Annotated in this window: 27 protein-coding genes and 1 riboswitch; of the genes, 22 read left to right on the top strand and 5 right to left on the bottom strand. The window is 55.2% G+C overall.

Features of this window, described 5'->3' with window-relative positions:
• Positions 1-4 precede the first annotated feature (4 nt).
• On the bottom strand, positions 5-2,395 hold the full coding sequence (locus ACIGCM_RS12035) for a glucose/quinate/shikimate family membrane-bound PQQ-dependent dehydrogenase (RefSeq protein ID WP_397502291.1): 2,391 nt from the start codon (positions 2,393-2,395) through the stop codon (positions 5-7).
• 340 nt (positions 2,396-2,735) lie between these two features.
• Here ACIGCM_RS12035 and ACIGCM_RS12030 point away from each other — a divergent pair, with 340 nt between their 5' ends.
• Positions 2,736-3,917: a CaiB/BaiF CoA transferase family protein gene (locus tag ACIGCM_RS12030; protein WP_397502290.1), complete on the top strand. Its 1,182-nt coding sequence runs from the start codon at positions 2,736-2,738 to the stop codon at positions 3,915-3,917.
• 53 nt (positions 3,918-3,970) lie between these two features.
• Here ACIGCM_RS12030 and ACIGCM_RS12025 read toward each other — a convergent pair whose 3' ends face one another.
• From ACIGCM_RS12025 to ACIGCM_RS12010, 4 genes are all read right to left on the bottom strand, one after another.
• Complete coding sequence (locus ACIGCM_RS12025) at positions 3,971-4,705, bottom strand: serine protease (protein ID WP_397502289.1); 735 nt, start codon at positions 4,703-4,705, stop codon at positions 3,971-3,973.
• Positions 4,706-4,834: 129 nt separating this feature from the next.
• Positions 4,835-5,335: a SprT family zinc-dependent metalloprotease gene (locus ACIGCM_RS12020; RefSeq protein ID WP_397502288.1), complete on the bottom strand. Its 501-nt coding sequence runs from the start codon at positions 5,333-5,335 to the stop codon at positions 4,835-4,837.
• Positions 5,336-5,450: 115 nt separating this feature from the next.
• A complete protein-coding gene (locus ACIGCM_RS12015; RefSeq protein WP_397502287.1) occupies positions 5,451-6,050 on the bottom strand; it encodes a Yip1 family protein in 600 nt (199 codons plus the stop codon).
• Between the two features lie 167 nt (positions 6,051-6,217).
• Entirely contained in the window at positions 6,218-6,826 is a 609-nt protein-coding gene (locus tag ACIGCM_RS12010; RefSeq protein ID WP_397502286.1) for a DNA-J related domain-containing protein, read from the bottom strand.
• Positions 6,827-6,993: 167 nt separating this feature from the next.
• On the opposite strand from ACIGCM_RS12010, the gene ttcA reads away from it, so the two are divergent.
• From ttcA to ACIGCM_RS11905, 21 genes are all read left to right on the top strand, one after another.
• On the top strand, positions 6,994-7,818 hold the full coding sequence (ttcA, locus tag ACIGCM_RS12005; protein ID WP_397502285.1) for a tRNA 2-thiocytidine(32) synthetase TtcA: 825 nt from the start codon (positions 6,994-6,996) through the stop codon (positions 7,816-7,818).
• Between the two features lie 85 nt (positions 7,819-7,903).
• Positions 7,904-8,575 carry a DNA-3-methyladenine glycosylase I gene (locus ACIGCM_RS12000; RefSeq protein WP_397502284.1) on the top strand — a complete coding sequence of 224 codons (672 nt, stop codon included), beginning with the start codon at positions 7,904-7,906 and terminating at the stop codon, positions 8,573-8,575.
• Positions 8,576-8,609: 34 nt separating this feature from the next.
• Positions 8,610-9,398, top strand: a complete 789-nt coding sequence (locus ACIGCM_RS11995; RefSeq protein ID WP_397502283.1) for an NAD-dependent deacylase — start codon at positions 8,610-8,612, stop codon at positions 9,396-9,398.
• A 45-nt stretch (positions 9,399-9,443) separates the two neighbouring features.
• A complete protein-coding gene (locus tag ACIGCM_RS11990; protein ID WP_397502282.1) occupies positions 9,444-10,049 on the top strand; it encodes a C40 family peptidase in 606 nt (201 codons plus the stop codon).
• A 139-nt stretch (positions 10,050-10,188) separates the two neighbouring features.
• Positions 10,189-10,833 carry a C40 family peptidase gene (locus ACIGCM_RS11985; RefSeq protein WP_397502281.1) on the top strand — a complete coding sequence of 215 codons (645 nt, stop codon included), beginning with the start codon at positions 10,189-10,191 and terminating at the stop codon, positions 10,831-10,833.
• Positions 10,834-10,874: 41 nt separating this feature from the next.
• Positions 10,875-11,393 (top strand): C40 family peptidase, encoded by a 519-nt coding sequence (locus ACIGCM_RS11980; RefSeq protein ID WP_397502280.1) that lies wholly within the window; start codon positions 10,875-10,877, stop codon positions 11,391-11,393.
• A 27-nt stretch (positions 11,394-11,420) separates the two neighbouring features.
• Complete coding sequence (locus ACIGCM_RS11975; RefSeq protein WP_397502279.1) at positions 11,421-12,083, top strand: O-methyltransferase; 663 nt, start codon at positions 11,421-11,423, stop codon at positions 12,081-12,083.
• Positions 12,084-12,093: 10 nt separating this feature from the next.
• Positions 12,094-12,414, top strand: coding sequence for a hypothetical protein (locus tag ACIGCM_RS11970; RefSeq protein ID WP_397502278.1), 321 nt, complete (start codon positions 12,094-12,096; stop codon positions 12,412-12,414).
• A 135-nt stretch (positions 12,415-12,549) separates the two neighbouring features.
• A riboswitch (cobalamin riboswitch) is annotated at positions 12,550-12,779 on the top strand.
• 130 nt (positions 12,780-12,909) lie between these two features.
• Positions 12,910-14,760 (top strand): TonB-dependent vitamin B12 receptor, encoded by a 1,851-nt coding sequence (gene btuB, locus ACIGCM_RS11965; protein ID WP_397502277.1) that lies wholly within the window; start codon positions 12,910-12,912, stop codon positions 14,758-14,760.
• Positions 14,761-14,820: 60 nt separating this feature from the next.
• Positions 14,821-15,390: a hypothetical protein gene (locus tag ACIGCM_RS11960; protein ID WP_397502276.1), complete on the top strand. Its 570-nt coding sequence runs from the start codon at positions 14,821-14,823 to the stop codon at positions 15,388-15,390.
• An 83-nt stretch (positions 15,391-15,473) separates the two neighbouring features.
• Positions 15,474-16,775: a cobyrinate a,c-diamide synthase gene (locus tag ACIGCM_RS11955; protein ID WP_397502275.1), complete on the top strand. Its 1,302-nt coding sequence runs from the start codon at positions 15,474-15,476 to the stop codon at positions 16,773-16,775.
• A complete protein-coding gene (gene bluB / locus ACIGCM_RS11950) occupies positions 16,772-17,416 on the top strand; it encodes a 5,6-dimethylbenzimidazole synthase (RefSeq protein ID WP_397502274.1) in 645 nt (214 codons plus the stop codon). The genes ACIGCM_RS11955 and bluB overlap by 4 nt, the downstream gene beginning before the upstream one ends.
• A 176-nt stretch (positions 17,417-17,592) precedes the next feature.
• Positions 17,593-18,501: an adenosylcobinamide-phosphate synthase CbiB gene (cbiB, locus tag ACIGCM_RS11945; RefSeq protein ID WP_397502273.1), complete on the top strand. Its 909-nt coding sequence runs from the start codon at positions 17,593-17,595 to the stop codon at positions 18,499-18,501.
• The gene (gene cobD, locus ACIGCM_RS11940; RefSeq protein ID WP_397502272.1) at positions 18,494-19,486 is read left to right on the top strand and encodes a threonine-phosphate decarboxylase CobD; all 993 of its coding nucleotides are present in this window, start codon (positions 18,494-18,496) and stop codon (positions 19,484-19,486) included. Before cbiB ends, cobD begins: the two co-directional genes overlap by 8 nt.
• A gap of 2 nt (positions 19,487-19,488) precedes the next feature.
• A complete protein-coding gene (locus ACIGCM_RS11935; protein WP_397502723.1) occupies positions 19,489-20,958 on the top strand; it encodes a cobyric acid synthase in 1,470 nt (489 codons plus the stop codon).
• Positions 20,959-20,977: 19 nt separating this feature from the next.
• A complete protein-coding gene (gene cobU, locus ACIGCM_RS11930; protein WP_397502271.1) occupies positions 20,978-21,499 on the top strand; it encodes a bifunctional adenosylcobinamide kinase/adenosylcobinamide-phosphate guanylyltransferase in 522 nt (173 codons plus the stop codon).
• A complete protein-coding gene (gene cobT, locus ACIGCM_RS11925; RefSeq protein WP_397502270.1) occupies positions 21,496-22,551 on the top strand; it encodes a nicotinate-nucleotide--dimethylbenzimidazole phosphoribosyltransferase in 1,056 nt (351 codons plus the stop codon). Before cobU ends, cobT begins: the two co-directional genes overlap by 4 nt.
• Complete coding sequence (gene cobC / locus ACIGCM_RS11920) at positions 22,548-23,156, top strand: alpha-ribazole phosphatase family protein (RefSeq protein ID WP_397502269.1); 609 nt, start codon at positions 22,548-22,550, stop codon at positions 23,154-23,156. The genes cobT and cobC overlap by 4 nt, the downstream gene beginning before the upstream one ends.
• Positions 23,141-23,875, top strand: coding sequence for an adenosylcobinamide-GDP ribazoletransferase (locus ACIGCM_RS11915; RefSeq protein ID WP_397502268.1), 735 nt, complete (start codon positions 23,141-23,143; stop codon positions 23,873-23,875). The genes cobC and ACIGCM_RS11915 overlap by 16 nt, the downstream gene beginning before the upstream one ends.
• Positions 23,876-23,894: 19 nt before the next feature.
• Positions 23,895-24,164, top strand: coding sequence for a hypothetical protein (locus ACIGCM_RS11910; protein ID WP_397502267.1), 270 nt, complete (start codon positions 23,895-23,897; stop codon positions 24,162-24,164).
• A gap of 97 nt (positions 24,165-24,261) precedes the next feature.
• Complete coding sequence (locus tag ACIGCM_RS11905; RefSeq protein ID WP_397502266.1) at positions 24,262-24,687, top strand: MarR family winged helix-turn-helix transcriptional regulator; 426 nt, start codon at positions 24,262-24,264, stop codon at positions 24,685-24,687.
• Positions 24,688-24,713: the final 26 nt, after the last annotated feature.

The raw sequence follows: 24,713 nt of genomic DNA, 5'->3' as shown, positions 1-24,713 counted from the left end.
GCTGTTACTTTTTCGGCAAAGCAAAGGCCATTACATAATCGCCTTGCTTGGTGCCAAGTGAACCGTGACCACCGGCAACCACCAGCACATACTGACGACCGTCTTTGCCGGTGTAAGTCATCGGCGTGGTCTGGCCACCAGCAGGAAGCCTGCCTTCCCAGAGTTGCTTGCCGTTACTGACGTTGTAGGCGCGCAGGTACTGGTCCAGCGTACCGCTGAGGAAGGCAACGCCTGCTTCAGTTGTGATAGTCCCGCCCAAGCTTGGAACACCCATCGGCAGTGGCAATGGCACCGGTGAGCTGTCGCGCACAGTACCGTTTTTGTGCTGCCAGATAACCTGATGGTTGGTCAGGTCAACGGCTGCAATGTAGCCCCAAGGTGGTGACTGGCAAGGCAGGCCCAGTTGCGACAGCAGCGGCTGCAGGATTACACCGTATGGCGCGCCTTTGTTGGGCTGTACACCTTCGGTTTCACTTTTGCGCGCGGGGCCGCCTTCAACGGCTTCGCTTGGCACCAATTGCGAGGTAAACGCCATGTAGTTAGGGTTTACGATGGCAATCTGGCGCTTAGGATCAACCGAAATACCGCCCCAATCGAACACCCCGAAGTTACCCGGGTAGACGATAGAACCTTGCAAAGAGGGCGGCGTGTAGATGCCTTCATAGCGCAGCGATTTGTACTGGATGCGGCAAAGCATCTGGTCAAACGGTGTGCCGCCCCACATGTCCTTTTCGGTCAGCGTTTTTGGCATGAAGTTGAGTTCCGACATAGGCTGGGTCGGCGAGGTGAAATCACCTTCGACTGCGCCCTGCGGAACTGGCACTTCCTTGACCGGAACTATCGGCTGACCATTGCTGCGATCAAGCACATAGATGCTGCCTTGCTTGGTCGATGCGATTACCGCTGGCTTGACTCCGTCGGCAGTCTTGATGTCGATCAGGGTCGGTTGGCCACCAATGTCCATGTCCCACAGGTCGTGGTGGGTCATCTGGTAGGTCCAGCTGACTTTGCCGGTTTTGATGTCCAGTGCCGTTACGCCAGCGCTGTAGGTTTCCGATGCCTTGGAACGGTTGCCGCCCCACTGATCCGGCATCTGGTTGCCCATCGGCAGGTACAGCAGGCCGAGCTTGTCGTCGATGCTCATCACCGACCACATGTTCGGCGAGTTGCGGGTGTAGGTTTCACCCTCGGCTATCGGTGCGGTTGCATCAGGCTTGCCGCTGTCCCAGTTCCATACCAGATGACCGTCTTTCGCGTCATAGGCGCGAATGACGCCTGAAGGCTCATCCACCGAAACATTGTCCGTCACGTGGCCGCCAATGATGACTAAGTCGCCGCTCACGCCTGGAGGCGAGGTGGAGTAGTAACCCCCCGGCGTAAAGCTGCCCATGTTGGCGGTCAGGTCAACTGTGCCATTGTCGCCAAAGTCGCTGCAGACCTTACCGGTGTCGGCGTTGATCGCCATCAAGCGGGTGTCAGCTGTTGGCAGGAACAAGCGTCGCGGGCAGGCATTTTGCTCAGGCGAGGTGCTGGCCTGAACGGCGCTCTTATCTTCGTGATACGCCACGCCACGGCAGGTCATGTGTGCCCAGCCTTTGAAGCTGTCAGCATGTTGCGTGGTGATTTTAGGATCGAAGCGCCAGATTTCCTTGCCGCTGTCTGGGTCCAGAGCTATTACCTGGCTGTGTGGTGTACACACATAAAGCATTCCGTTGGCTTTTAGCGGGGTGTTTTCTGCGGTGGTTTCTTGCGGGTCGTTTGGCCCTGGGATGTCGCCAGTGCGATAGGTCCAGGCCAGTTCTAACTGGTGCGCGTTTTCCGGGGTGATTTGCCCCAGTGGTGAATAGCGATCACCAAAGCTGGTGCGGCCATATGATTGCCAGTCGCCGTCAGGCATCTCAGGTGCAGCGTTTTCGACATCAGTGCTGGCGCGACTGAGTTCGCCTTTGATTTCTCCGTTGTAACCGGTGAATTGGCTAGCAATTGCCACCGCTCCAGCCAGCACCACCGAGGCACCGAGCAGGCCGTTGGCCAAGCCAACAGGTTGTGGCTGCAGCGGGCGGCGAATCCAGGGTAGACAAAGGACTAAGCCGATGGCGAACCACAACGCCAGACGCGGGACCAGCTGCCACCAATCAAGGCCGACTTCCCACAGCGACCAGCCGGTGCTGGCAAACAGGAAAATCGCATAAATAATGATGACTGCTGGGTGCAGTCGGAACAGGAAGAAGCCGCTCAGGCTAACGCCAATACCGGCCAGCAAGTAATACCAGGAGCCGCCAAGCATGCCCAGGCGAATGCCACCGATCAATAAAGCCAAGCCCATGATCAGGAGAAGCCCAGCTAATAATTTGGCGGGTATTCGGCCGCGACTCCGTGCACGAGCTGTGCGCATAGATAAAGCTCCTGTTAGAAATGAACGACTGCTGTGGTTCGTAGATAGTTAGCATCAGAATATTTGAACAGCTATTTGGTTCAGCGCCGAAGAGCATTTTGATATCACTCGCGCGGGCTGTTGGCTGTTCGGAATATTTTGTGACAGGTGCCTATAGTACCTGACTGAAACAGTCACTGCAGTCTGAGCATATGGGTCATTGAGGCTCAGCGCTGCGGGATCTAGTCTTATTCGGTAGAACCGAATTACTGCTAAGCAGTTTATTTACGGTAAAAACTTTGTTCGCGTTACTTAATGCCAATTTAAAGATTAGCCGATCCATAATGATTAAGGAGTTGCAATGAACGGCCCGCTTGCTTCGCTCAAAGTGCTGGATTTTTCGACGCTGCTACCTGGGCCATTTGCTTCGCTGTTATTGGCGGATATGGGGGCAGATGTATTACGTGTTGAGTCACCTACTCGGGTCGACCTTGTGCGGGTTTTGCCACCGCATGTAGACGGCGTTTCAGCCAGCCATGCCTACCTCAATCGCAATAAACGCAGTATTGCCCTGGATTTAAAGCAGGCCGCAGCGGTCGAGGTGGTCAAGCAGTTGGTCAAGGATTATGACATCGTGCTAGAGCAGTTCCGGCCTGGGGTGATGGACAAGCTTGGGGTGGGTTACGAAGCATTAAAGGCAATAAATCCCAAGTTGATATATGTGTCCATCACTGGTTACGGGCAAACCGGCCCCTACAAAGACCGCGCCGGACACGATATCAACTACCTCGCATTGGCTGGCATCGCCAGTTATACCGGTCGCAGTGAAACCGGGCCCTTACCCTTGGGTGTGCAGCTTGCGGACATAGCCGGCGGTTCGTTGCATGGTGTCATGGGGCTGTTGGCAGCGGTTATTCAGCGTAATCACAGCGGTGAAGGCCAATATGTTGATATCAGCATGACTGACTGCGCATTCAGCCTCAATGGCATGGCGGGGGCCGGGTATTTAGCTGCTGGTGTTGAGCCGCAGATGCAAAAGCAGGCGCTCAATGGTGGCAGCTTTTATGATTACTACCGCACCCGTGATGGTCGTTGGTTTTCGGTGGGCAGTCTGGAACCGCAATTTATGCAGCAGTTTTGTTCGGCAATTGGCCGGCCTGAATTGGCTTTACATGGTTTGTCGCCTAAGGCTGAGGAGCAACAGGCGCTCAAGCGTGAGTTGGAAATCGAATTTGAAAAACACGATTTCGATGAGTTGTGTCAGCGCTTTGCGCAAATTGATGCCTGCGTAGAACCCATGCTTAATCTTTCTGAGGCCTGTGAGCATCCTCAACTCAAGGCTCGTGGGGTGGTCACAGAGGTTTCGCGCGATGGCCAATCTGCGCAAAAACAGTTGGCTTGCCCGATCAAGTTTTCCTCTGGCTTGCCCGAGCCTCGTCATGTGGGGGTTGAGGTCGGGTCGCATACTGCTGAGGTGTTAGCTAACCTGGGTTACAGCGAACAACAAATTGCAGACTTGAGGGCCAGTAAGGCTGCAACCTAGACATTAGCGGGCTCATCAGGGATCAGTTATGACTGAGCCCTGATTTCACGGGCTCAGCTTTCCGTCAGCGTCATCAAAACATCGGCATACCATGTGCAATTGAGGCCTAGCGCTTCATCGAGCGCAAGGTCGCGGGTGCCGACATCAAGCCGCGCCGAGTGGATGCCCAGCAGTACCCAGGGTAATTCGCCGAGTGCGTCTTTTTGCTCCGAGGTCGCCCGCATGATTACGGGTGCACCACTGATGCCACGGTGCGTGCGGGCATCACTCAAGAAGTAACCCTGGCCCTGAAAACGTAGACCAAATGAGGATGCGATCACGGCCTGTCTGACCACGGGAATGTGGTGCAGGGTGTCGTGAAAGCCCAGCGGGAAACCTACCACCAACAGTGAAGTGCCGACCTCGACTTGGTCCAGCGAGTGCTGCAGGTGCTCAGGTGTGTAGGCTTGATAGAACATTTCTTTGGGCAAGGCGGCGCGATCAAGTTCTACCACTGCCACGTCAATTTCGCCCGTGGTGTCTTCAGCCTGCCGCCAAATGCTTTTGCCTTCGTGATACAGCGGGACAGAGAAACCGATTGATTGTGCGATGTTGTCAGCGTCTGTGTGCAGTTCGATTTCGAGGCGGCTGGGGTAGTGCTCGGTGGCTGCGTCGATTACCACGTGCCGGCTGGTGACTAAAAACAGGCGTTCGTCTCGCTCAAAATAAAAGCCCGTGGCGTTAGTCAGGTGACGATCTATATCAAAAGTCGAGAGGCGGGTTGCGGCGAGCAAAATGGGTTCGATCATCGGCGTGTCCTTGCGCATGTGAAGGTTGAGTATGCACCTTGTCGTCATACTTGAGGCATTTGACGAGGCGATGGCGCAATAGTTGCCAGCGCAGCGATTAACGGTTCAGCAGGACCGCATGCACCAGGTTTATTCGACCCGTTGTTCGCCAGTAAAACTCAGCGTGACTTTGCAGCGGCGGCAGAAGTAGCGACGACCTTTGGCAACCAGCGCGTGACGCTGGGCAGAGAAGGGGAATTCGCCCTTAGTATCGGGACAGGTACAGCGGTAGATATAGCGCTGGACTTGGCGGCGTTTGACTTCGTAGCTGTGGCAGCGATGGGGCGGTAGCTCGTACACGCCACGCATTATCAGTTGCCATTCCTCGCCATGGGCCTGAATGCTCAGGCCAAACAGGTGATGGGCAATCAGGTGGGCGACTTCATGAGGGACTGTCTGTTTGAGAAAGTCTTGCTGATTTTCCCGGTACAATTGCGGGTTAAAGCGCAGTTTGTTCTCTGTGAGGTGTGCAACCCCGGCTTTTTGTCCGCGCAGCTTGAAGCAGACTTCAGGGCGCACAAAGGGCTGTTTGAAGAAGGCTTCAGCTTGTAAATAACAGGCCTCTACACGTTCGTGTATCTGGTCGAGCATAAGCGTCACAGTCAATGATTAGCGCCTGATTATGCCCGCGTCCAAGCTTTCTGGCAGCTACAAAACGACGAAACCACCCTTAGGTGGTTTCGCTTGTTGCCTCTTTACCTTGTCATTAGCTGGTGTATTCCGGGCCAAGACCGATGCCCCAAAGGATTACCGATGCGCTAATCATCGCAACCAACACCACCAAACCAACGGCAAGCACCGAGCTTGAGAACATAAAGCCCTCATCATCAGGAATGCTCATAAAGGTTGGAATGCCGACATACAGCAAGTAGACCGTGTAGCAGATGGCTACGGTGCCAATCACCATGCCCAACCACATGTGTGGATAAAGTGCAGCCAAACCTCCTATAAATAGTGGTGTAGCGGTGTAAGCGGCAAAGACCACGCAGCGGGTAAATGACGGGGTGGCGTCATAGGTTCGTGCCATCCAGTGAATGAACGCGCCCATGACCGCAACCCCCGCAAGCATGGCAAGGTAGGCCATGATCGTGAGTTGTAATGCGCTGCCTTCAGTGAGCATCACGGGGGTATGGCCGGCGATTGACCAGCCTACTTGTGTGGTTCCGATATAGGCTGAGACTGCGGGTATCGCTGCGAGTAGCAGGACATGGGTGAGATACATGTGGCTTATGGATTCTTCTTCGCCACGGATTTCTTGCCATTCTTGGTCAGGATGGGTGAAGAGCCCCCAAACATGGTGGATCATACCTGGCACCTCCTTTTGTTATAGCGGTCGCCCCCCGGCGGAGCGCCCGGAGCGCGTGAGCAGCGTTGCCGGGTACAGGCCAATTTAAATGCGACCGTATGTCGCAGTATAGGCACTGTGTGGCGAAAGTGAGGAGGGCTGGCTTAGAGCAAATCGGTATTTACGAGTCACTGGTAATAGCGTGTAAGAATTTCCATGGCTTTATTGATCGACTGCAAGCGCTCTGTATTGCCGCCTCGGTCCGGGTGATGGAGGCTGACCAGTTGGCGGTAACGTTGTTTGATCTGGACTAAATTCAGCGCTTCAGAACTTTGGTTCAGCTCGAAAAGTTCCAGTGCCGCGCGTTTTTCATCGCCGCCTTGCATCCTCGTCCAGAAACTGACCAGCAGTTTTTCAACATCCTGGGTCTCAATACCGCTGAGGTTGTCCATGTCCAAGTAATAGCTGCGCAGCGGATCTTGTTCGCTGGGCATTTGTGCGTCCGCTTGCAAGCTAGGTTGATAGGGACGCAGCTCAATAAGCAGTGCACTGATATGCAAGCAAGCGCTTTGTTGTTGAAAAAGCTGGTCACGCAGCCGGTACAGCGCGTTAAACAGCAAAAAGTGAGTGCGAAACAGCACCAGCTTGTCGGTCAGCGGCAGATTGGGTATGTGGCTTGAGTGCTGGTTTTTAAGCTGCTGAATCAGTGCATATTCGCTGATCCCAGCAGGCGTCGCTTTAAGCAGGCTGAGTATTTGGGCGGGTAGGTCGAGCTCGGGGTCTAAAACAGTCTTCATAATCCAAGCCTACCAACTAAGCGGTCTCCGTGCAGTCGAGGCTCGATATCTGCGTATAGCGTCTCATTTATCACTTGCGTGGCATCAGCTGATTAATGGGGTAGGGCGGCGCGCACAATCTAGGTAAACTAGCGGGCTTAGTATTTCTATGCGGACACCAGCGCACCATGGGCACCCTCTCGGTCAATCAGAACAAACTGCAAAAACGTCTGCGTCGTCAGGCTGGCGAAGCCATAACTGACTACAACATGATCGAAGATGGCGACAAGGTGATGGTCTGCCTGTCTGGCGGTAAAGACAGCTACACCATGCTTGATGTACTGCTGCATTTACAGAAAGTAGCGCCGATTAAGTTTGAAATCGTCGCGGTGAACATGGACCAGAAGCAGCCAGGCTTCCCGGAGCACGTGTTGCCGGCGTATCTGGAGTCGATCGGTGTGGCGTACCACATCGTCGAGAAAGACACTTACTCAGTGGTGAAAGAGAAAATCCCTGAGGGCAAAACCACCTGTTCACTGTGCTCGCGTCTGCGTCGTGGCACGCTCTACACCTTCGCTGATGAAATCGGTGCGACGAAAATGGCGCTGGGTCATCACCGTGATGATATTTTGGAAACTTTCTTCCTCAATATGTTCTACGGCGGCACCCTGAAAGCGATGCCGCCCAAGCTGCGTTCGGACGATGGTCGTAACGTGGTGATTCGCCCGCTGGCCTACTGCAATGAAGCTGATATCGAAGCCTATTCGACCTTGCAGCAATTCCCGATCATTCCATGCAACCTGTGTGGTTCTCAGGAGAACCTGCAGCGTCAGGTGGTCAAGCACATGCTGCAAGAATGGGAGCGCAAGACCCCAGGGCGCACTGAAATCATGTTCCGAGCATTGCAGAATATTGTGCCGTCGCAATTGGCTGATCGTGAGTTGTTTGATTTCGCCAGCCTGAAGATTGATTCGAATGCGACGCCACGCTTTGTCGATGTGATGAACCTGTAACGCCCGATAATTATTTAGGCTGCAAGCAATTGCTTGCAGCCTGCTGGGCTAAAAATGCAGACCCCTCACTTGGCAAAGGTAACCCATGCGCGACTATAAATGGCTCAACGAGTACTGCCTCAATCGCTTTGGATCAGCCGCCAAGCTTGAGGCTCACCTGCCGCAACCTGAAACCTCTGAATACTTACGCAGCATTCCTGATGACCGTTATCTGTCGGTGATGAGCCTGCGGGTGTTTCGTGCAGGCCTCAGGCACAGCGTGATTGACGCAAAATGGCCGGCGTTTGAGCAGGTCTTTTTTGGCTTTGACCCCGACAAGGTTGTGCTGATGGGGGCTGAGCGAATTGAGAACCTGATGCAGGATGCGCGAATTATTCGCCACCTCGGCAAGCTTAAAAGCGTGCCGCGCAATGCTCAGTTTATTCTCGATGTACGCCATGAGAAGGGCAGTTTTGGCGAGCTGATTGCCGACTGGCCGGTAAACGATATTGTGGGCTTGTGGAAATACATAGCCAAGCACGGTGCGCAAATGGGTGGATTGTCTGCACCGCGCTTCTTACGCATGGTCGGAAAAGATACCTTTGTGCCGACCAATGACATGGTCGCGGCACTCAATGCGCAGAATATCATCGATAAAGTCCCAACCAGTCTCAGGGATCTCGCCACGGTGCAAGCTGCATTCAACACTTGGCATGAGCAAAGTGGCCGCCCTTTATGTCAACTGTCTACGATGTTGGCTTATACGGTTAATCACTGACGACGACTATTTACCGCGTCGGCAAGGGGACGAGATGTTGAGTGATATCGAACGGCTGGCCCAGGCCTTCAATTGCGCTGAGCGGGTACTGATTATCACCGGTGCGGGGCTTTCCGCAGATTCAGGGCTGCCCACCTACCGTGGTGTTGGTGGTCTGTACAACGGCAATACCAGCGACGGCTTGCCGATTGAAGCGGCGCTGAGTGGCCCAATGCTTCAGCGCGATCCTGCGCTGTGCTGGAAATACTTGGCCGAATTGGGCCGCGCATGCCTCGGTGCCCAGGCAAATGTCGGGCATCAAGTTATTGCGGAGCTGCAAAGGCTCAAGCCGCAGTGTTGGTTGCTCACGCAGAATATCGATGGCTTTCACCGAGCCGCCGGCAGCCCTGATGATCGGCTGATTGAAATTCATGGCCAGCTTGCGCCGCTCTATTGCCAATCTTGTGGCCAGCAAGAGGATGACTTGGCGGGTCGTTTAACCGAGCAATTGCCGCCGCTGTGCCGCCATTGTGCTGGTATCTTGCGGCCACCGGTGGTGTTATTTGAAGAGATGTTGCCTGAGCGGGCCATCAGCACACTCTATGAACAGCTGGGCGAGGGCTTTGACTTGGTGCTGACCATAGGCACCAGTTCCAGCTTTGCGTATATTGTCGAGCCGGTGCTGCGTGCACGGGCAGTTGGGGCGTTTACTGCGGAGATAAATCCTGCCCGAACTGGAATTAGCGACAGTGTCGATGTGTATTTGGCTGGAAGAGCCTTAGATGTTTTGCCGGAACTCTTAAGTCACATTTCAGTCAATAGAATTTGCAAATCATCGCCATAGAAGGCATAGTCTCGCGAATTTATTAAATTCGACACGGCTGTGCCCATGCTAAAACGCTTCGCACCCCTCGTGCCTATTGCACTTACGGTCCTTCTGGCAGCCTGTGCTAGCCAGGCACCGCAACCTCAAATCAGCACACCAGAACCGGTGGCTGAGGCGATCAATCCAGCGACGGAAGACTTTACCGACTTCACTGATGCGCTAGCCGCACAGAAGTCGTATCAGTTGCCCCAGTTGGCTGACAGTATTCTAGAACACGGTCTTTCGCTGGTCGGTACGCGCTACCGCTGGGGCGGCAGTAGCGTGAAATCGGGTTTCGATTGCAGTGGCTTTATTGGCTATCTGTTTGAAGAAGAAGCGGGCATGCAGTTGCCGCGCTCAACCCGTGAAATGATTAACATCGATGCGCCGCTTGTGAAGCGCGATGAGTTGGAACCCGGGGATTTGGTGTTTTTTAGCACCAACGGCCGTGGTCGTGTCAGCCATGCCGGGATTTACATGGGTGATGATCGTTTTATCCACTCTGCCAGTCGGCGCAGTGGTGGCGTCCGAATAGACAGTCTTCAGGACGCCTACTGGAAGCGCAATTACATGGAAGCTAAGCGCGTACTGGCGATGGCTTCAACCGGGCAGGGAGTTACTGTCCGTTAGTGTGTGTGCAAAGGCGCTTAGGCGCCTTTTTCATTTTTGGTGGTGCCGGTTGTCTCGCACGTTTGTGGGTATGGAGCGGTAAAACTGTATTTTTAATTTTTTTGGCATCCGCAACCGCTGTTGCTGCTCGGGTTTCGTAATGCGTAAATCTCTCTTAAGTGTTTTGTTTTGTTGCTCCTTTGGGTTGTTTTCCAGCTTTTCAGCTCAGGCAAATGAGAAGCACGCCAGCTTGGAAAAGGCCTCATTGCCTAAAGCGGCTGCGGTTGTTGGGCGTGCCCAGGAATTGATCGGTGTGCCTTATCGTTGGGGTGGCACCAATGCGCGTCGTGGTTTCGATTGCAGTGGTTTGATTGTTTATCTTTTCGGTAGCGAGGCCAATATCCATCTGCCGCGCACCACAGGCCAGATGATCAAGATGAACGCGCCGAAAGTCGCCAAAAGCGACCTGCGTGCCGGTGATGTTGTGTTCTTTAATCACAACGGTAATGGCCGGGTCAGTCACATTGGCCTGTATATCGGTGAAGGAGAGTTCATTCACGCACCGCGTACGGGCAAGTCCATCCGCATCAGCAAGCTGGGTAACAGCTATTGGAGCCGTCACTACATTGGTGCCAAGCGCTTCCTTAAAGGCGATGGGTCACGTGATCAGCCTATGCTCGCTTCGCGGGGGCATTCGAAGCTCGGCCATCAGGCCGGTTTTACCCGCACTGTCGTCTCCGCGCACAAGGCTTCGCGCAGTCAGCCAATGCTCGCGTCACGCTCACGCTTGCGTCATAAGCGATAGCACGGCAGAGTAGGCGCACTACGTTATTTGGTGCGCCTCGCATGACTCGAACGATCCGCATTGCATTGTTATCACTTGCAGCGCTACTAAGCGCCTGTTCTAGTCATCCTCCTTCGCCGCAACCTGTCCCTCGAATAACCAATCCTGCTGCTAATGGTAATGCCGACGATGTGCTGATTCGTGCTATTGGCTTGGTTGGCACCCCTTACCGTTATGGTGGCAATACCCCTGATGGCGGCTTTGATTGCAGTGGCTTAATCGGCTTTGTCTACCGTGACGTTGCCGGTATTAGCTTGCCGCGCACCACCAGCCAGTTAAGTCAGATGCGTGGGCAAAACATCAGCCGCAGCAACCTTCAAAGCGGTGATCTGGTGTTCTTTGCCACCAGTGGCGGCAGCAAGGTCAGCCACGCGGGCATCTATGTGGGTGAGGGCCGTTTTGTGCATGCCCCTTCGAGTGGCGGTACTGTACGCCTCGACAGTCTGAGTAGTAGTTATTGGCAGGGCGTCTACTTGGATGCCAAGCGCGTATTTAGCGGTGAGCTGGCGCACAATATGTAAAGGGCTGCATTCGGTACGGAGACGCCAATGACCAATCGAACGCTTAATCTCGACGAACCCTTGTACCACTACCTGCTGGATGTTTCCCTGCGCGAATCCTCTACGCTGAAACGGCTGCGTGAAGAGACGGCCATGCTTGCCAATGCGCGCTGGCAAATTGCACCCGAGCAGGGGCAGTTTATGGCGATGCTGGTGCAGTTGCTGGCGCCCAAACGGATCATTGAAGTCGGTACGTTCACCGGTTACAGCGCGATCTGCATGGCTCAGGCAATGCCCGCTGACGGTAAGCTAATCTGTTGTGATCTGGTGGCCGATTACAACGCAATCGCTGAGCGCTATTGGCAAGAGGCTGGGGTTAGTGATCGTATCGAGCAGCGTTTGGCTCCCGCACTGGATACCCTTGCACAGCTGGAGCGCGAGGGGTTTGCAGAGACGGTCGATATGATGTTTATCGATGCCGATAAAGCCAATTACCCCGACTATTTTGAACAGGCGCTACGCTTGCTTAAGCCGGGTGCCTTGCTGCTTTTCGATAACACCCTCTGGAGTGGACGGGTGCTTGAAGCCGAGCCTGAAAGCGAAGACACGCGCGCGATTCAAGCGCTGAATGCGCAGCTCAAAGATGATGCGCGTATCGATCTGACATTACTGCCGCTGGGTGATGGTTTGACACTCTGCCGCAAGCGTTAACATCTGCCTTATGTCCGAACCTATTCGTCTGCCACCCCAGCCTGACGCCTGTGAATTGTGCGCGCGCGATACGCTGTTGACTCGACATCATCTGATTCCCAAAGCGCTGCACAACAAAACCTATGTGCAAAAGCGCTACGCCAAGACAGAGCGCATCACTGCAACCCTGTGGCTGTGTCGCGCCTGTCACAACCAAGTGCACCGCTTGTTTAGCGAAAAAGAATTGGCGCTGACCTACAACTCGCGGGAGAGCTTGTTGAGTGATGAGCGCCTGCGCACCTTTGTTGAGTGGCTTGCGGTCAAACCCGCCGACTTTTATCCGCGCCATTGAAACTGAATCGACACTTTTTCATCCAGCATTTTAACCGGCAATCGGTTTTTTGAGTGCTCAATGGTGGGTAAACGTCGCGTTGCCACGCCCAGTGCCATTGCATTGGTGTTTGACCTTCTAGTCGCAAGTCACTACTCTGCGCGGCTTGCTTCAGGTGCCTTGTATTTACAGGGTGAAACAGGGAAGTCGGTGAGTTTTGCGTGTTCACGCAAGCAATTCCGACGCTGCCCCCGCAACGGTAAACGAGTCAACTCAAACGCTTTTTCAACCACTGTGCTCAGGCATGGGAAGGTGTGTTTGATGGTGTGCTGGCAACAGTGCGCTGCTCGTAAGCCCGGAGACCGGCCTGTCGCATGTTCACGGCATCGCGGAGGGCTTTGTCGGGCGTATCACCCTGTGGGCGTTTTTTTGCGTACCTGTGGCTAATGCGTCTGCTGTTCTCCGTATGTCTTTCCCAGTCTAGGTCGCACGGGTGAGAGCGGCGGAGCATACGCAATGAGCAGTAAGTCCTTTTTCACGTCAGCAGCCGTCGTGCTGTGTGGCGTATCCAGTGGTTCCCAGGTTTTCGCAGTAGAACCGAACCAGCTTGACGACACCGTGGTTACCGCCACGCGTACAGCACAAACGGCCAACCAGAGCCTGGCTGCTGTCACGGTATTTGATCGTGCAGAAATCGAGCAAACACAGGTCAATTCTGTGCCTGAGTTATTACGAAAAGTCCCAGGTGTTTCGTTGGTCAATAACGGCGGGCCCGGTAAGTCGACCTCGCTATTTATGCGTGGCACTGAGTCTGATCACGTGTTGGTCATGATTGATGGCGTCAAGATTGGTTCGGTCAGCTCCGGCGGTGCTGCCTTGCAGGATCTGCCCATTGAGTTGATTGAACGCATTGAAGTCGTACGTGGACCGCGCTCCAGCCTGTATGGTTCTGAAGCCATTGGTGGGGTTATCCAGATTTTTACCCGCAAAGGAAAGACGGGCGAGGCTAAACCGTTCTTTTCTGCTGGCTACGGCACGCATGACGCCTCTACCGGCAGCGCGGGTGTTTCTGGGGGCAGTGACAAGGGTTGGTACAGCCTTGGCGTCAGCGGTTCGGATACTGACGGGATTAACGTCAAATCAGCTGGGGTCAGCGGGGCTGAAAGTGATGACGATGGTTATCGCAATCTGTCCGGCACCCTGAGTGCCGGTTATCGTTTCGACAACGGCTTGGAACTTGATGCAAACCTGCTTAAAGCCAAGTCGCACAACGATTACGACAGCGTTAACCGCAGCCGTACCTCAGGTTTCAATGCCAATGCTGACGGCGAGTCCAATGTCTATGGTGGCCGTGCCCGTTTCTCGCCGTTCGATATCTGGCTGGTGACTTTGCAGGCTGGACGCAGTGAGGATAAGTCCGATGCCTACACGGACGGCAAATTCAGCTCACGCTTTGATAGCCGACGCGACACGGTAAGTTGGCAGAACGATATAAGCGTTGCTGAGGGTCAGACAGTGACGCTCGGCACTGATTACCAGCGCGATGAAATCAACGGCAGCACTGATTACGATCAGGACTCACGTGACAATAATGGCTACTTTGTTCAGTACTTAGGCGAGGCCGGGCGTCATGACTGGCAAGTAGCGCTGCGCCGCGATGATAACGAACAGTTCGGTGATCATCAGACCGGTAATATCGCCTACGGCTTTGCGTTGACCGACTGGTTGCGCAGCACCATCAGTTACGGCAGTGCATTCAAGGCACCGACCTTTAACGAGTTGTACTTCCCTGACTACGGCAATCCAAATCTGGATGCTGAAACCTCAGAAAGCATTGAAGTTGGGCTAACCGGTCAGCACGATTGGGGGCACTGGTCGGTTAACGCTTTCCGCAATGAAATCGATGACCTGATTGCATACGACGCTTCGATTCAAGGGCCATCCAACGTCGATAAAGCCCGAATCAATGGTGTGGAGCTGGTTGTGGCCAGTCAATTGCTGGGCTTCGATTGGAACGCCAACTACACATTGATTGACCCGCAGAACCAGTCGAGCGGAGCCAATGACGGTAACCAGTTGGCGCGGCGTGCCAAGCAACTGTTCAACCTTGATGTTGATCGCCAACTAGGCAAGTTCAGCATCGGCGGCAGCGTGCATGCTGAAGGTCAGCGTTATGACGACCTGGCCAATACCAAGGAGCTTTCAGGTTTCGCCACCGTTGACTTGCGCGCAGAGTATCGCCTCACAAAAGAGTGGCGGCTGCAAAGCCGTGTCGCGAATTTGTTGGGTGCTGATTATGAGACTGCGGACGGTTACAACCAACCGGGGCAGGCCGTGTATTTCAGCGTGCGTTACCAAGCACTCTAGTCGCCATGCCTTGACCATGGCGTAGTTTCTGCGCCCTGGCACGGCCAAGAGGAGAAGATTATGAACATTTCGCCACGCAGCCAGTTACTGATCGCCATTGCGCTTGCCGCATTGATGGCCATGACCCGTGGTCAGCATTTCGCCACGGTTAACCTGCCCAGTGCATCCTGGGCTGTGTTCTTTCTGGCGGGTGCTTTGCTTAAGCCGCGCTGGGTATTTCCAGCACTGTTTGTCGAGGCTTCATTGCTTGATATCGCGGCCATGCAATGGGCTGGGGTAAGTGACTGGTGCATGTCGCCTGCCTATTGGATGTTAATTCCGGCCTATGGCGCTATGTGGCTCGGTGGTCGGCTTTACGCCGTTATGCATCGTCATCAGCCAAGCAGTCTTCTGTTGCTGGCTGCAATTGCTTCGGTCAGCGCCTTTGTGTGCTATTTGTTTTCGGGCGGTGGATTTCTGTTTTTCTCGGGCCGTTACCCAGACCCAAGCCTTGGCCAGTTGGTTGAGCGTATCGCGGTGTACTACCCGCGTAACCTGACTAATTTGGCCTTGTATCTGGGCGGTGCCAGCGCTTTGTATCTGGGCCTGCACGCAGCCTTTGCAGCACGTCGGCGTGAGGTGCGGTCATAATTATGCTCGCCATAATGCGCAAAAGAAGCGTGAGTCCTGATGTACCTTGCTGTGCTTTCCATCTGCTTAGCGGGGTGAGTTAGATGAGCAGCACAGCGCCGCATCATTGCCCGGCATTGTTGATCGCAGCGCCTGCCTCCGGGCAAGGCAAGACGACGGTTACAGCTGCACTTGCGCGCTTGTATTCACGGCAGGGTAAGCGGGTTCAGGTCTTCAAGTGTGGGCCCGACTTCCTTGATCCGATGATTCTGGCGCGTGCATCGGGTCAACCGGTCTATCAGCTCGATTTATGGATGGTTGGCGAAGCCGAAAGCCGTCGTTTGCTTTGGCAGGCAGCGCAAAATGCGGATTTGATTTTGATCGAGGGCGTGATGGGGCTGTTCGACGGCTCGCCTTCGGCCGCCGATCTTGCTCAGCACTTTGGCGTTCCAGTGATGGCGGTTATTGATGCCTCGGCCATGGCACAAACCTTTGCGGCGCTGGCCCACGGGTTAGCGACGTTCCAGGTGGGTTTACCATTCTCCGGGGTGCTGGCGAATCGTGTTGGTAGTGCACGCCACGGGCAGATTCTGGCCGACTCGATAGCTGACTCCATGCGCTGGTATGGGGCTTTGCCGCGCAGTGTCGAAATCGAACTGCCAAGTCGTCACCTGGGGTTGGTTCAGGCCGATGAGCTGGCCGATCTTGAGATTCGCTTGGACGCGGCAGCAGATGCACTGGCCGCCAGTGCGCAAATTGAATTGCCGCCTGCAATTCACTTTGCAGCCCCTCAAGAACGCAGCATTAAACCGCTGTTGGCGGGTGTGCGGATTGCGGTTGCGCGGGACGCTGCTTTTGCCTTTTTGTATCAGGCAAATCTTGATGTATTGCGCGAGCTTGGGGCGCAGATTTGTTACTTCTCACCGCTCAACGATGCTGCGTTACCACAGGCCGATGGCCTTTATTTGCCCGGTGGTTATCCTGAGCTGCACCTGAAGCAACTGGCTGGAAATCAAGGCATGGCTGATTCAATTCGCGCACATCACGGCGCGGGTAAGCCGTTGTTGGCCGAGTGTGGTGGCATGCTCTATCTGCTTGAGTCGCTGACCGATAAACAGGGCGAGAGTGGCGCTATGCTTGGCGTGCTCCCCGGTCGCGCGATCTTGCAGTCGCGCCTTAGCGCGCTGGCGTTACAGGCGGTTGAGCTGCCAGAGGGCATGCTGCGGGGGCACACATTTCATCACTCTACGCTTGAGGGCCAATTGCCTGAAATCGCCCGGGGTGAATGTCCAAATTACCGGCGCACCAGCGAATCGGTTTATCGCGATGGTCGCCTGACGGCCTCGTACATTCATTTCTACTTCGCCTCCAATCCGCATGCCGTGGCAGAGCTGTTTCGCCCATGAATGAACATGCCTACAGCGCAGCAGAGCGCGCCGCGATCTACCGGGTCATTGCCGAACGCCGTGATATGCGTCACTTCAGTGGCGGTGAAGTTGCCCCTGAATTACTCGCCAGGCTGCTTGAGGCGGCGCATCAGGGGCCGAGTGTGGGCCTGATGCAGCCGTGGCGATTTATCCGCATAACCCAGGTGCAAACCCGAGAAGCCATCGCTGAGTTGGTTGAGCAGGAGCGAGTACGCACAGCAGAAGCACTGAATGAGCGCTCTGACGCGTTTATGCAGCTCAAGGTTGAGGGTGTCCGGGAATGTGCTGAGGTGTTGGTGGTGGGGCTGATGGATCGACGCGAGGCGCATATTTTTGGCCGGCGCACCTTACCCGAGATGGATTTAGCCTCGGTGGCCTGTGCGATTCAGAATATGTGGCTGGCTGCACGCGCTGAAGGTTTGGGCATGGGCTGGGTGTCACTGTTTGATCCGGTTGCACTTGGCAAACTATTGAATATGCCCCTCGGCAGTAAGCCTTTGGCCGTTTTGTGCATTGGGCCTGTGGACGCGTTTTATCAGCAACCCATGTTGCAGGAGCAAGGCTGGGCGAAGCCTCGCGAGCTGCGTGAACTGATTTTTGAAAACCAATGGGGAGCCTGATTGCAGCTACGCTGTGTGCCCGTGAAGGCGTCAGCTCAGGCTTAGCTCGGGGTTGTGCCTGGGGAAAACAGCTGCACGAGATTAAATCGGCGGATATCCTCCTGCCCGACACTGCTGCGCTCAACTAGATGCAGCAATTAGAGGCATTGATAAGAGGTCGCGTAGAAGCGCTAAGGATGAGTTTGTTTTTAAGCACAATTGCGGGGGTGGCGGCGGATGCCGTGTTTGGTGAGTCCAAGGGCTGGCATCCTCTGGTGGCGTTCGGTCAGTGGGCCGAGCGGATTGAGCAACGATTCAATCCGTCAGGGGCAGGTTGGCGCAGTCATGGTGTCAGCGCCTGGTGCCTGGCTGTGTTGCCATTGACAGCAATGGTTTGGTTGCTGAGCCAAGTGGCGGCGTTCGGCTGGTTTGTCGAGATCGTCGCGCTTTATCTTGCCTTGGGTTTGCGCAGCCTTGGCGAGCACGCACGGCCGATTGTGCAGGCATTACGCTTGGGCGACCTGAACTTGGCCCGCGAGCGAGTGGGTTATATGGTCAGCCGCAATACGGCGCAACTGGATGCAAATGGAGTGGCGCGAGCGGGCACCGAATCTGTCTTGGAAAACGGCAGTGATGCGGTCTTTGCAGCGCTGTTCTGGTTTATGGTTGCCGGTGCGCCTGGCGTGGTCCTGTATCGCCTGAGCAATACCCTGGATGCCATGTGGGGCTATCGCAATGAGCGCTTTGAACGCTTTGGCTGGGCCGCTGCAAAAATAGATGATGTGCTCAATTTTATTCCCTCACGCTTGGTTGCCCTGACCTATGCGCTGCTGGGCCATACCCGCAATGGCTTGCGTTGTTGGCGTCAGCAAGCTCCGCTGTGGGATAGCCCAAATGCAGGGCCGGTAATGGCTGCAGGGGCCGGGGCCTTGAATGTTCAACTGGGCGGTGCTGCGCAATATCACGGGGAAACACACCAGCGCCCGGACTTAGGTTCAGGGCCGCAAGCGCGCGCTGCCGATATCGAGCGTGCGCTTAACCTGGTTTACGGCGGTGTATTGCTTTGGCTGCTGCTGTTAGGTGCATGGGAGTTGTTCAGTGCTTGAACACGGTGGACGGTTGCGACTTGCCACGCTGCAATACGGTATCGCGCTAGCGGACTGGCTGGATTTATCAACGGGCGTAGCCCCTTATGGCCTGGCGCTGCCCGATATTCCTGCATCCGCCTGGCAGCGGCTACCTGAAACTGAAGACGGTTTGGAGTCGGCTGCGCGCGACTATTATGGCTGCCGCTCGCTTTTACCGGTGGCTGGCTCGCAAGCTGCAATTCAGGCATTGCCTCGGCTGCGGCGTAAATCAATTGTCGGCATGATGCCTTTGGCTTACGCAGAACATGCTGCTGCATGGCGACGTTACGGGCATAAGTTGCTGACCTTTAGCGAAGCCAGTATCAATCGTGCGCTTGAACGTCTGGATGTGTTGGTGCTGGTCAACCCAAATAATCCAACTGGGCGCTTTATCGAGCCGGAGCAGTTACTGCAATGGCATTCGCGTCTGGCTGAGCGTGGCGGCTGGCTAGTGGTCGATGAAGCTTTTATTGACTGTACGCCGCAGCAGAGCCTGGCCCGGTATAGCCATCTGCCGGGGTTGGTTGTATTGCGTTCATTCGGCAAGTTTTTTGGCATGGCTGGCGCTCGCCTGGGCTTTGTATTGGCGCAGCAACGCTTACTGCATGATCTGGCCGAGATGCTCGGGCCGTGGCCGGTTAGTGGGCCGACACGGGTGATCGCAACCGCCATGCTGAATGACGTTGAGGGGCAGTCAGTGCAGCGCCAACAGTTGCTTAATGACACTCAGCGTCTTGCACAGGTGTTGGCGACGCACGGTTTGCCTGCGCTTGGTGGGTGTTCGCTATTTCAGTGGGTTGCGACCGAGCGAGCGCCGCAACTGCACGAGTATCTAGCCAATAAAGGGATTTTGCTGCGTCACTTCGAGCGCCCGCAAAGCCTGCGCTTTGGGTTACCGGCAGATGAGGTCGGTTGGCAGCGTTTAAACGCTGCACTGCAGGGTTTTAATGAGTGTTTAGAATGAATATGGACGATCCCCAAGGCGCGACATTAATGGTGCAAGGCACCACCTCCGACGCCGGTAAAAGCACGCTGGTGACCGCATTGTGTCGCTGGTTGCGGCGTCAAGGTGTGAGTGTGGTGCCCTTTAAGCCGCAAAATATGGCGCTCAACAGCGCAGTAACTTTTGATGGGGGGGAGATTGGTCGCGCCCAGGCGGTGCAAGCGCAGGCTGCCGGTTTAACGCCGCACACCGATATGAACCCCATATTGCTCAAGCCGAGCAGTGATACCGGTGCCCAAGTGATCATTCACGGGCGGGCAATCAGCAGCATGGATGCGGTGGCGTATCACGATTATAAAAAAGTCGCGATGAATGCTGTGCTGGCGTCTCATCAGCGTTTACGCAGCGCCTATCCAGTTGTGATGGTCGAAGGCGCGGGCTCACCAGCTGAGATCAACCTGCGGGCTGGGGACATCGCCAATATGGGTTTTGCCGAAGCGGTCGATTGTCCGGTGATTCTGATTGCTGATATAGATAAAGGCGGTGTTTTTGCCCACTTGGTCGGCACCTTAGCGCTGCTTTCAGAGAGTGAGCAGGCACGGGTTAAAGGGTTTGTAATCAATCGCTTTCGTGGTGACATTGCTTTGTTGCAACCGGGGCTGGACTGGTTAGAGGCGCGCACTGGTAAGCCGGTGTTAGGGGTTTTGCCCTATCTGATGGACTTTCACCTTGAAGCTGAAGATGCGATCGATACTCGGCAAATCTGCAAGGCTGAGCATGTACTCAAGGTCATAGTCCCGGTATTGCCGCGTATCAGTAATCACACCGACTTCGACCCACTGCGTTTGCACCCACAGGTTGAGCTGACGTTTGTCGGCCCGGGCCAGCCGATCCCTAATGCCGATTTGATCATCTTGCCTGGCTCAAAAGCTGTGCGCGCCGACTTGGCATTTTTGCGCGAGCAGGGTTGGGATTCGGCCATCAACAAACACCTGCGTTACGGCGGCAAAGTGCTGGGTGTATGCGGTGGTTTGCAGATGCTTGGCAATAGTATTGATGACCCGCACGGGCTTGAGGGTACGCCAGGAAGCAGCAGTGGCTTAGGGTTGCTGGCGATTGACACCCGGCTTGAGCCTCACAAGCAATTGCGCAATGTGAGTGGCCGGCTGGTGGCGAGTGGAGAGGCCATAAAGGGTTATGAAATCCATGCTGGGGTCAGTGTCATTGAGCCTTCGCTGACGCCAGCAGTTGAACTTGATGATGGTCGCTACGAGGGTGCCATAAGCGCTGATGGACAGGTTCTGGCGACCTACCTGCATGGATTGTTTGAGTCGCCGGCAGCTTGTTCGGCGTTGTTGCGCTGGGCGGGTTTGAGCGCGGTTGAAGAGGTGGATTATCACGCCCTACGCGAGCGCGATATCGAGCGTTTAGCTGACATGGTAGAGGCGCACCTTGATTGCGCAACGTTAAAAAAACTGTGCGCAATAAGTTGAGGCCGATCAGGGGAAATGTATGCATGAATTAATTCTGGGGGGGGCGCGCTCAGGCAAGAGCCGCTTGGCCGAGCGTTTGGCGCAGGATTGCGGTCTTGCTGTGACCTATATCGCCACCAGCGAACCGCTTGATGATGAAATGAGTCAGCGAGTTGCCCAACATCGCTTGCGCAGACCCGCTCATTGGCCGTTGATTGAAGAGCCGTTGCAGTTAGCCAAGGTGTTGCAGGAAAACGCTGCACCGGATCGCTGTTTGCTGGTCGATTGTCTGACGTTGTGGCTGAGTAATCTGCTGATGGCTGAAGATGAAGTTTTGCTGCAGCAACAGATCGATGCCTTGCTGACATGCATCGACACCTTGCCCGGACGAATTATTTTGGTCAGCAACGAAACCGGGTTGGGGGTGATTCCCATGGGTGAGTTGACTCGCCGTTATGTTGATCAGGCTGGCTGGCTGCATCAGGCCTTGGCTGAGCGTTGCCAGCGCGTGGTGTTTACCGTCGCGGGGTTACCGATGGTGCTCAAAGGAGCTGCGTTGTGAGTGCGTCATGGTTGCAACAGGCCTGCCGCCAGCCCGACTTGACTGTGCAGCAGGCTGCGCTGGCACGTCAGGCGCAGTTGACCAAACCCGCCGGCTCTTTGGCTCAGTTAGAGCAGTTGGCCGTGCGCTTGGCCGCGCTACAAGGGCGTCACGCACCGGCGGTTGAGTCAATCTGGATCAGCATATTTGCCGCTGATCATGGCATCGCCAATGAGGGTGTCTCAGCTTTTCCGCAAGAAGTGACCGGGCAGATGTTGCGTAACTTTGTTGGCGGTGGGGCAGCCATTAGTGTGTTGTCGCGTCAGTTGGCGGCAGCGCTTGAAGTGATCGATCTCGGCACGGCAACGCCGCTTGAAGCATTGCCCGGTGTACGCCATTTAGCCATAGGCCCAGGAACCCAGAGTTTTTTAAACGGCCCAGCCATGAGTGATGCTCAGGTGCTGCAAGCACTGGCAGCAGGTCGTGACGCGGTATTACGCGCTGAGATTGCGGGCGCCGAGTTGTTTATTGCTGGCGAAATGGGCATTGCGAATACCACCTCAGCTTCGGCACTGGCCTGTTGGTTACTGCAATGCGAGGCTAGCGCTGTGGTGGGGCCCGGCACAGGTTTGAACGCGGCAGGTATGCAGCATAAGGCCCAGGTCATTGACGCTGCATTGGCCTTGCATTGCCCTCAAATAAACGATGTGGTTGAGGGCCTGAGGCGCTTGGGCGGCTTTGAAATCGCAGCGCTAGCCGGTGCTTATTTGGCCTGTGCGCAGCAAGGCATCGTGGCGCTGGTTGACGGCTTTATCTGCACTGTTGCAGCCTTGGTTGCGCAGCAGTTAAATCCGGACTGTGTGGACTGGTTGTTCTTCGCGCATCAGGGCGCAGAGCCGGGGCATGCCAAGGTCTTGCAAGCGCTGGGTGGGCAACCACTGCTGAGTTTAGGGCTTCGCCTGGGTGAGGGCAGTGGTGCGGCTTTGGCAGCCCCATTGCTACGGATGGCCTGTGCACTGCACAACGAAATGGCCACCTTCGCGCAAGCCGCTGTTGCCGGGCGGTCAGCATGACCTTGTTGCTCGATTTGTTGCGCCATGGCGAGACCGAGCAGGGCGGCGGTATGCGCGGTTCGATTGATGATGCGTTGACCGCCACAGGCTGGGCGCAACTGCGTGCAGCTTTGGCAGTTGCGTTGGACAACCCGCAGAACCAGCCACTGTGGGATCGGGTGGTCAGTTCGCCGTTGCAACGTTGCGCACGTTTTGCTGAAGAGGTTGCGCAGGCGCAGGGCGTCGCCTTGAGTTTTGATCCAGGTTTGCAGGAGTTGCATTTTGGTGACTGGGAAGGTCTCAGCAGTGCCGATCTGATGGAACAGGATGCTCAAGGACTTGGTCAGTTCTGGAATGACCCCTATGCATTTACCCCGCCCAATGGTGAGCCCTTGGTTCAGTTTGAAACGCGCATTCTGGCCAGTTTACAGCAGTTGCAGCAGGCCTATTCTGGTGAGCGGATATTGCTGATCACTCACGGTGGTGTAATGAATCTACTGCTGGCCAGAGCGCGAGGTTTGCCCCGCAGTGACTTGATGCAAGTCAGCGTTGGGCATGCTCAGTTGATCAAGCTGAAACTTGAAACCAATGGCACGATAAGCGAGCGCCTATGCAAGCATTCCTGATTGCTTTGCAATTCTTAACGCGCTTGCCGATCACTCTCGCGCAGGTGCCCAGCGTCGAGCAAAATGGCCGTTCGGCCCTGTATTACCCCCTAGTTGGGCTATTGATTGGCGGGCTGCTGATACTGGCTCAACATCTGCTAAGCGATGTTCCGATACTGTTGCAGGCTGCACTGTTATTAAGCCTGTGGGTCGCCGTTACGGGTGGCTTGCATCTTGATGGTCTGGCTGATAGCGCCGATGCATGGGCGGGCGGTTTTGGCGACCGCCAGCGCACCTTGGATATTATGCAGGACCCGCGCAGTGGGCCTATTGCCGTTGTGGTGTTGATGCTCCTGTTGCTGCTCAAGTTTGCTGCGCTAGTTGCCTTGCTCAGCTTAGCGTCGGTTTCGGCGCTGGTGTTGGCTCCACTGTTGGCACGCAGCGCCTTGCCTTTATTATTTTTAACTACGCCCTATGTGCGCAAGGGCGGCTTGGGTGAGGCGTTCTCGACACATTTACCGCGTAAACAACTGCCCTGGCTGCTCGCTGCCGTTGTGGGGCTGGCTTTAATCTTTGTTCCAGGCGCTTGGCTGGCTGTGGTAATGGCAGGGCTGGTGTTTGCCCTGTGCCGACACCTTATGCTCAAGCGGATAGGCGGAACCACTGGCGATACCGCAGGTGCGTTGCTTGAGGTGCTGGAGTGCGCAATAGTGGTGGTCCTGGCCTGCGCCGCCAATTGATTAACAACAGGATCTAACCGTGACCGAGAAAATCATCATTGCTGTGGTTGTTATCGTCACGCTCGCCGCCCACTACTGGCTCTATCGCTGGGTGAAGTTCAAAATGGACGAAGGGGTGATTCTCAAGTGCCTTGAAGATGCCAAAACGGTATCAACTGAGGCAGCTCTGAGTAGCCAATCCATTGCTCAGCAGACCCAACTCAAGCCGCAGCGTGTGGCCTTGATCTGCCAACAAAGCCCTAAGATCAAGCGCGCAACAGAAGCTGTAGATACTTGGCAGCTTTCATAACCGAGCTTCGTTTGAACAATCAACAACCCCTCTAAGCAATCGCGATATGGTTCGATTTTGGTTGCTTATTAGTTGATGCGGGTATATACCCGTAATTATGTTATCGACCGAATGTTTATGTACTCAGCTGCGCCGTGCAAGTCGCGGGGTTAGCAAGCTATACGACGATGCGTTAAGTGCTGTCGGGATTAACGTTGCCCAGTACGCTTTGCTTAAGCATTTACAGCGCTTACAACAACCCAGTATTAGTGATCTGGCCCAAGCGCTGGGGCTTGACCGAAGTACACTCGGGCGCAATCTGCGTGTGCTTGAGGCAAAGGGTTTAGTGGTGATGCAAGAGGGCGTTGATCAACGTAGCCGTATCGTTTGGCTCAGCGTTCAAGGGGAGCAGGTCATCATCGAAGCCTTTGCTGCGTGGCAGTGTGTCCAGGCGTTACTCGCCGAGCGTGTAGGGGCTGACCGGGTGGAAACACTCACCCATTTGCTCAGTGAGTTACAAGCATTCGACTCGGAGCCCGATTAACGGCAGGCAACTGTATGTCTAGGAAT

The organism is Pseudomonas sp. NPDC078700 (assembly GCF_044542375.1).
GTDB lineage: Bacteria > Pseudomonadota > Gammaproteobacteria > Pseudomonadales > Pseudomonadaceae > Aquipseudomonas.
Note: the sequence above shows the minus strand (reverse complement) of the source record. Positions and strands in the feature narration are given on the sequence as shown.

Bases quoted from the DNA above. Each gene is read 5' to 3' on its own strand.
- ACIGCM_RS12000 (WP_397502284.1), top strand. From the start codon at position 7,904: ATGCGCGACTATAAATGGCTCAACGAGTACTGCCTCAATCGCTTTGGA.
- ttcA (WP_397502285.1), top strand. From the start codon at position 6,994: ATGGGCACCCTCTCGGTCAATCAGAACAAACTGCAAAAACGTCTGCGT.
- ACIGCM_RS11955 (WP_397502275.1), top strand. From the start codon at position 15,474: ATGAGCAGCACAGCGCCGCATCATTGCCCGGCATTGTTGATCGCAGCG.
- ACIGCM_RS12020 (WP_397502288.1), bottom strand. From the start codon at position 5,335: ATGCTCGACCAGATACACGAACGTGTAGAGGCCTGTTATTTACAAGCT.
- ACIGCM_RS11915 (WP_397502268.1), top strand. From the start codon at position 23,141: ATGCAAGCATTCCTGATTGCTTTGCAATTCTTAACGCGCTTGCCGATC.
- ACIGCM_RS12010 (WP_397502286.1), bottom strand. From the start codon at position 6,826: ATGAAGACTGTTTTAGACCCCGAGCTCGACCTACCCGCCCAAATACTC.
- bluB (WP_397502274.1), top strand. From the start codon at position 16,772: ATGAATGAACATGCCTACAGCGCAGCAGAGCGCGCCGCGATCTACCGG.
- cobU (WP_397502271.1), top strand. From the start codon at position 20,978: ATGCATGAATTAATTCTGGGGGGGGCGCGCTCAGGCAAGAGCCGCTTG.
- ACIGCM_RS12025 (WP_397502289.1), bottom strand. From the start codon at position 4,705: ATGATCGAACCCATTTTGCTCGCCGCAACCCGCCTCTCGACTTTTGAT.
- cobC (WP_397502269.1), top strand. From the start codon at position 22,548: ATGACCTTGTTGCTCGATTTGTTGCGCCATGGCGAGACCGAGCAGGGC.
- ACIGCM_RS12030 (WP_397502290.1), top strand. From the start codon at position 2,736: ATGAACGGCCCGCTTGCTTCGCTCAAAGTGCTGGATTTTTCGACGCTG.
- ACIGCM_RS11980 (WP_397502280.1), top strand. From the start codon at position 10,875: ATGACTCGAACGATCCGCATTGCATTGTTATCACTTGCAGCGCTACTA.
- ACIGCM_RS12015 (WP_397502287.1), bottom strand. From the start codon at position 6,050: ATGATCCACCATGTTTGGGGGCTCTTCACCCATCCTGACCAAGAATGG.
- ACIGCM_RS11975 (WP_397502279.1), top strand. From the start codon at position 11,421: ATGACCAATCGAACGCTTAATCTCGACGAACCCTTGTACCACTACCTG.
- ACIGCM_RS11960 (WP_397502276.1), top strand. From the start codon at position 14,821: ATGAACATTTCGCCACGCAGCCAGTTACTGATCGCCATTGCGCTTGCC.
- ACIGCM_RS11970 (WP_397502278.1), top strand. From the start codon at position 12,094: ATGTCCGAACCTATTCGTCTGCCACCCCAGCCTGACGCCTGTGAATTG.
- btuB (WP_397502277.1), top strand. From the start codon at position 12,910: ATGAGCAGTAAGTCCTTTTTCACGTCAGCAGCCGTCGTGCTGTGTGGC.
- ACIGCM_RS11985 (WP_397502281.1), top strand. From the start codon at position 10,189: ATGCGTAAATCTCTCTTAAGTGTTTTGTTTTGTTGCTCCTTTGGGTTG.
- ACIGCM_RS12035 (WP_397502291.1), bottom strand. From the start codon at position 2,395: ATGCGCACAGCTCGTGCACGGAGTCGCGGCCGAATACCCGCCAAATTA.
- cbiB (WP_397502273.1), top strand. From the start codon at position 17,593: ATGAGTTTGTTTTTAAGCACAATTGCGGGGGTGGCGGCGGATGCCGTG.
- ACIGCM_RS11990 (WP_397502282.1), top strand. From the start codon at position 9,444: ATGCTAAAACGCTTCGCACCCCTCGTGCCTATTGCACTTACGGTCCTT.
- ACIGCM_RS11935 (WP_397502723.1), top strand. From the start codon at position 19,489: ATGGACGATCCCCAAGGCGCGACATTAATGGTGCAAGGCACCACCTCC.
- ACIGCM_RS11995 (WP_397502283.1), top strand. From the start codon at position 8,610: ATGTTGAGTGATATCGAACGGCTGGCCCAGGCCTTCAATTGCGCTGAG.
- ACIGCM_RS11905 (WP_397502266.1), top strand. From the start codon at position 24,262: ATGTTATCGACCGAATGTTTATGTACTCAGCTGCGCCGTGCAAGTCGC.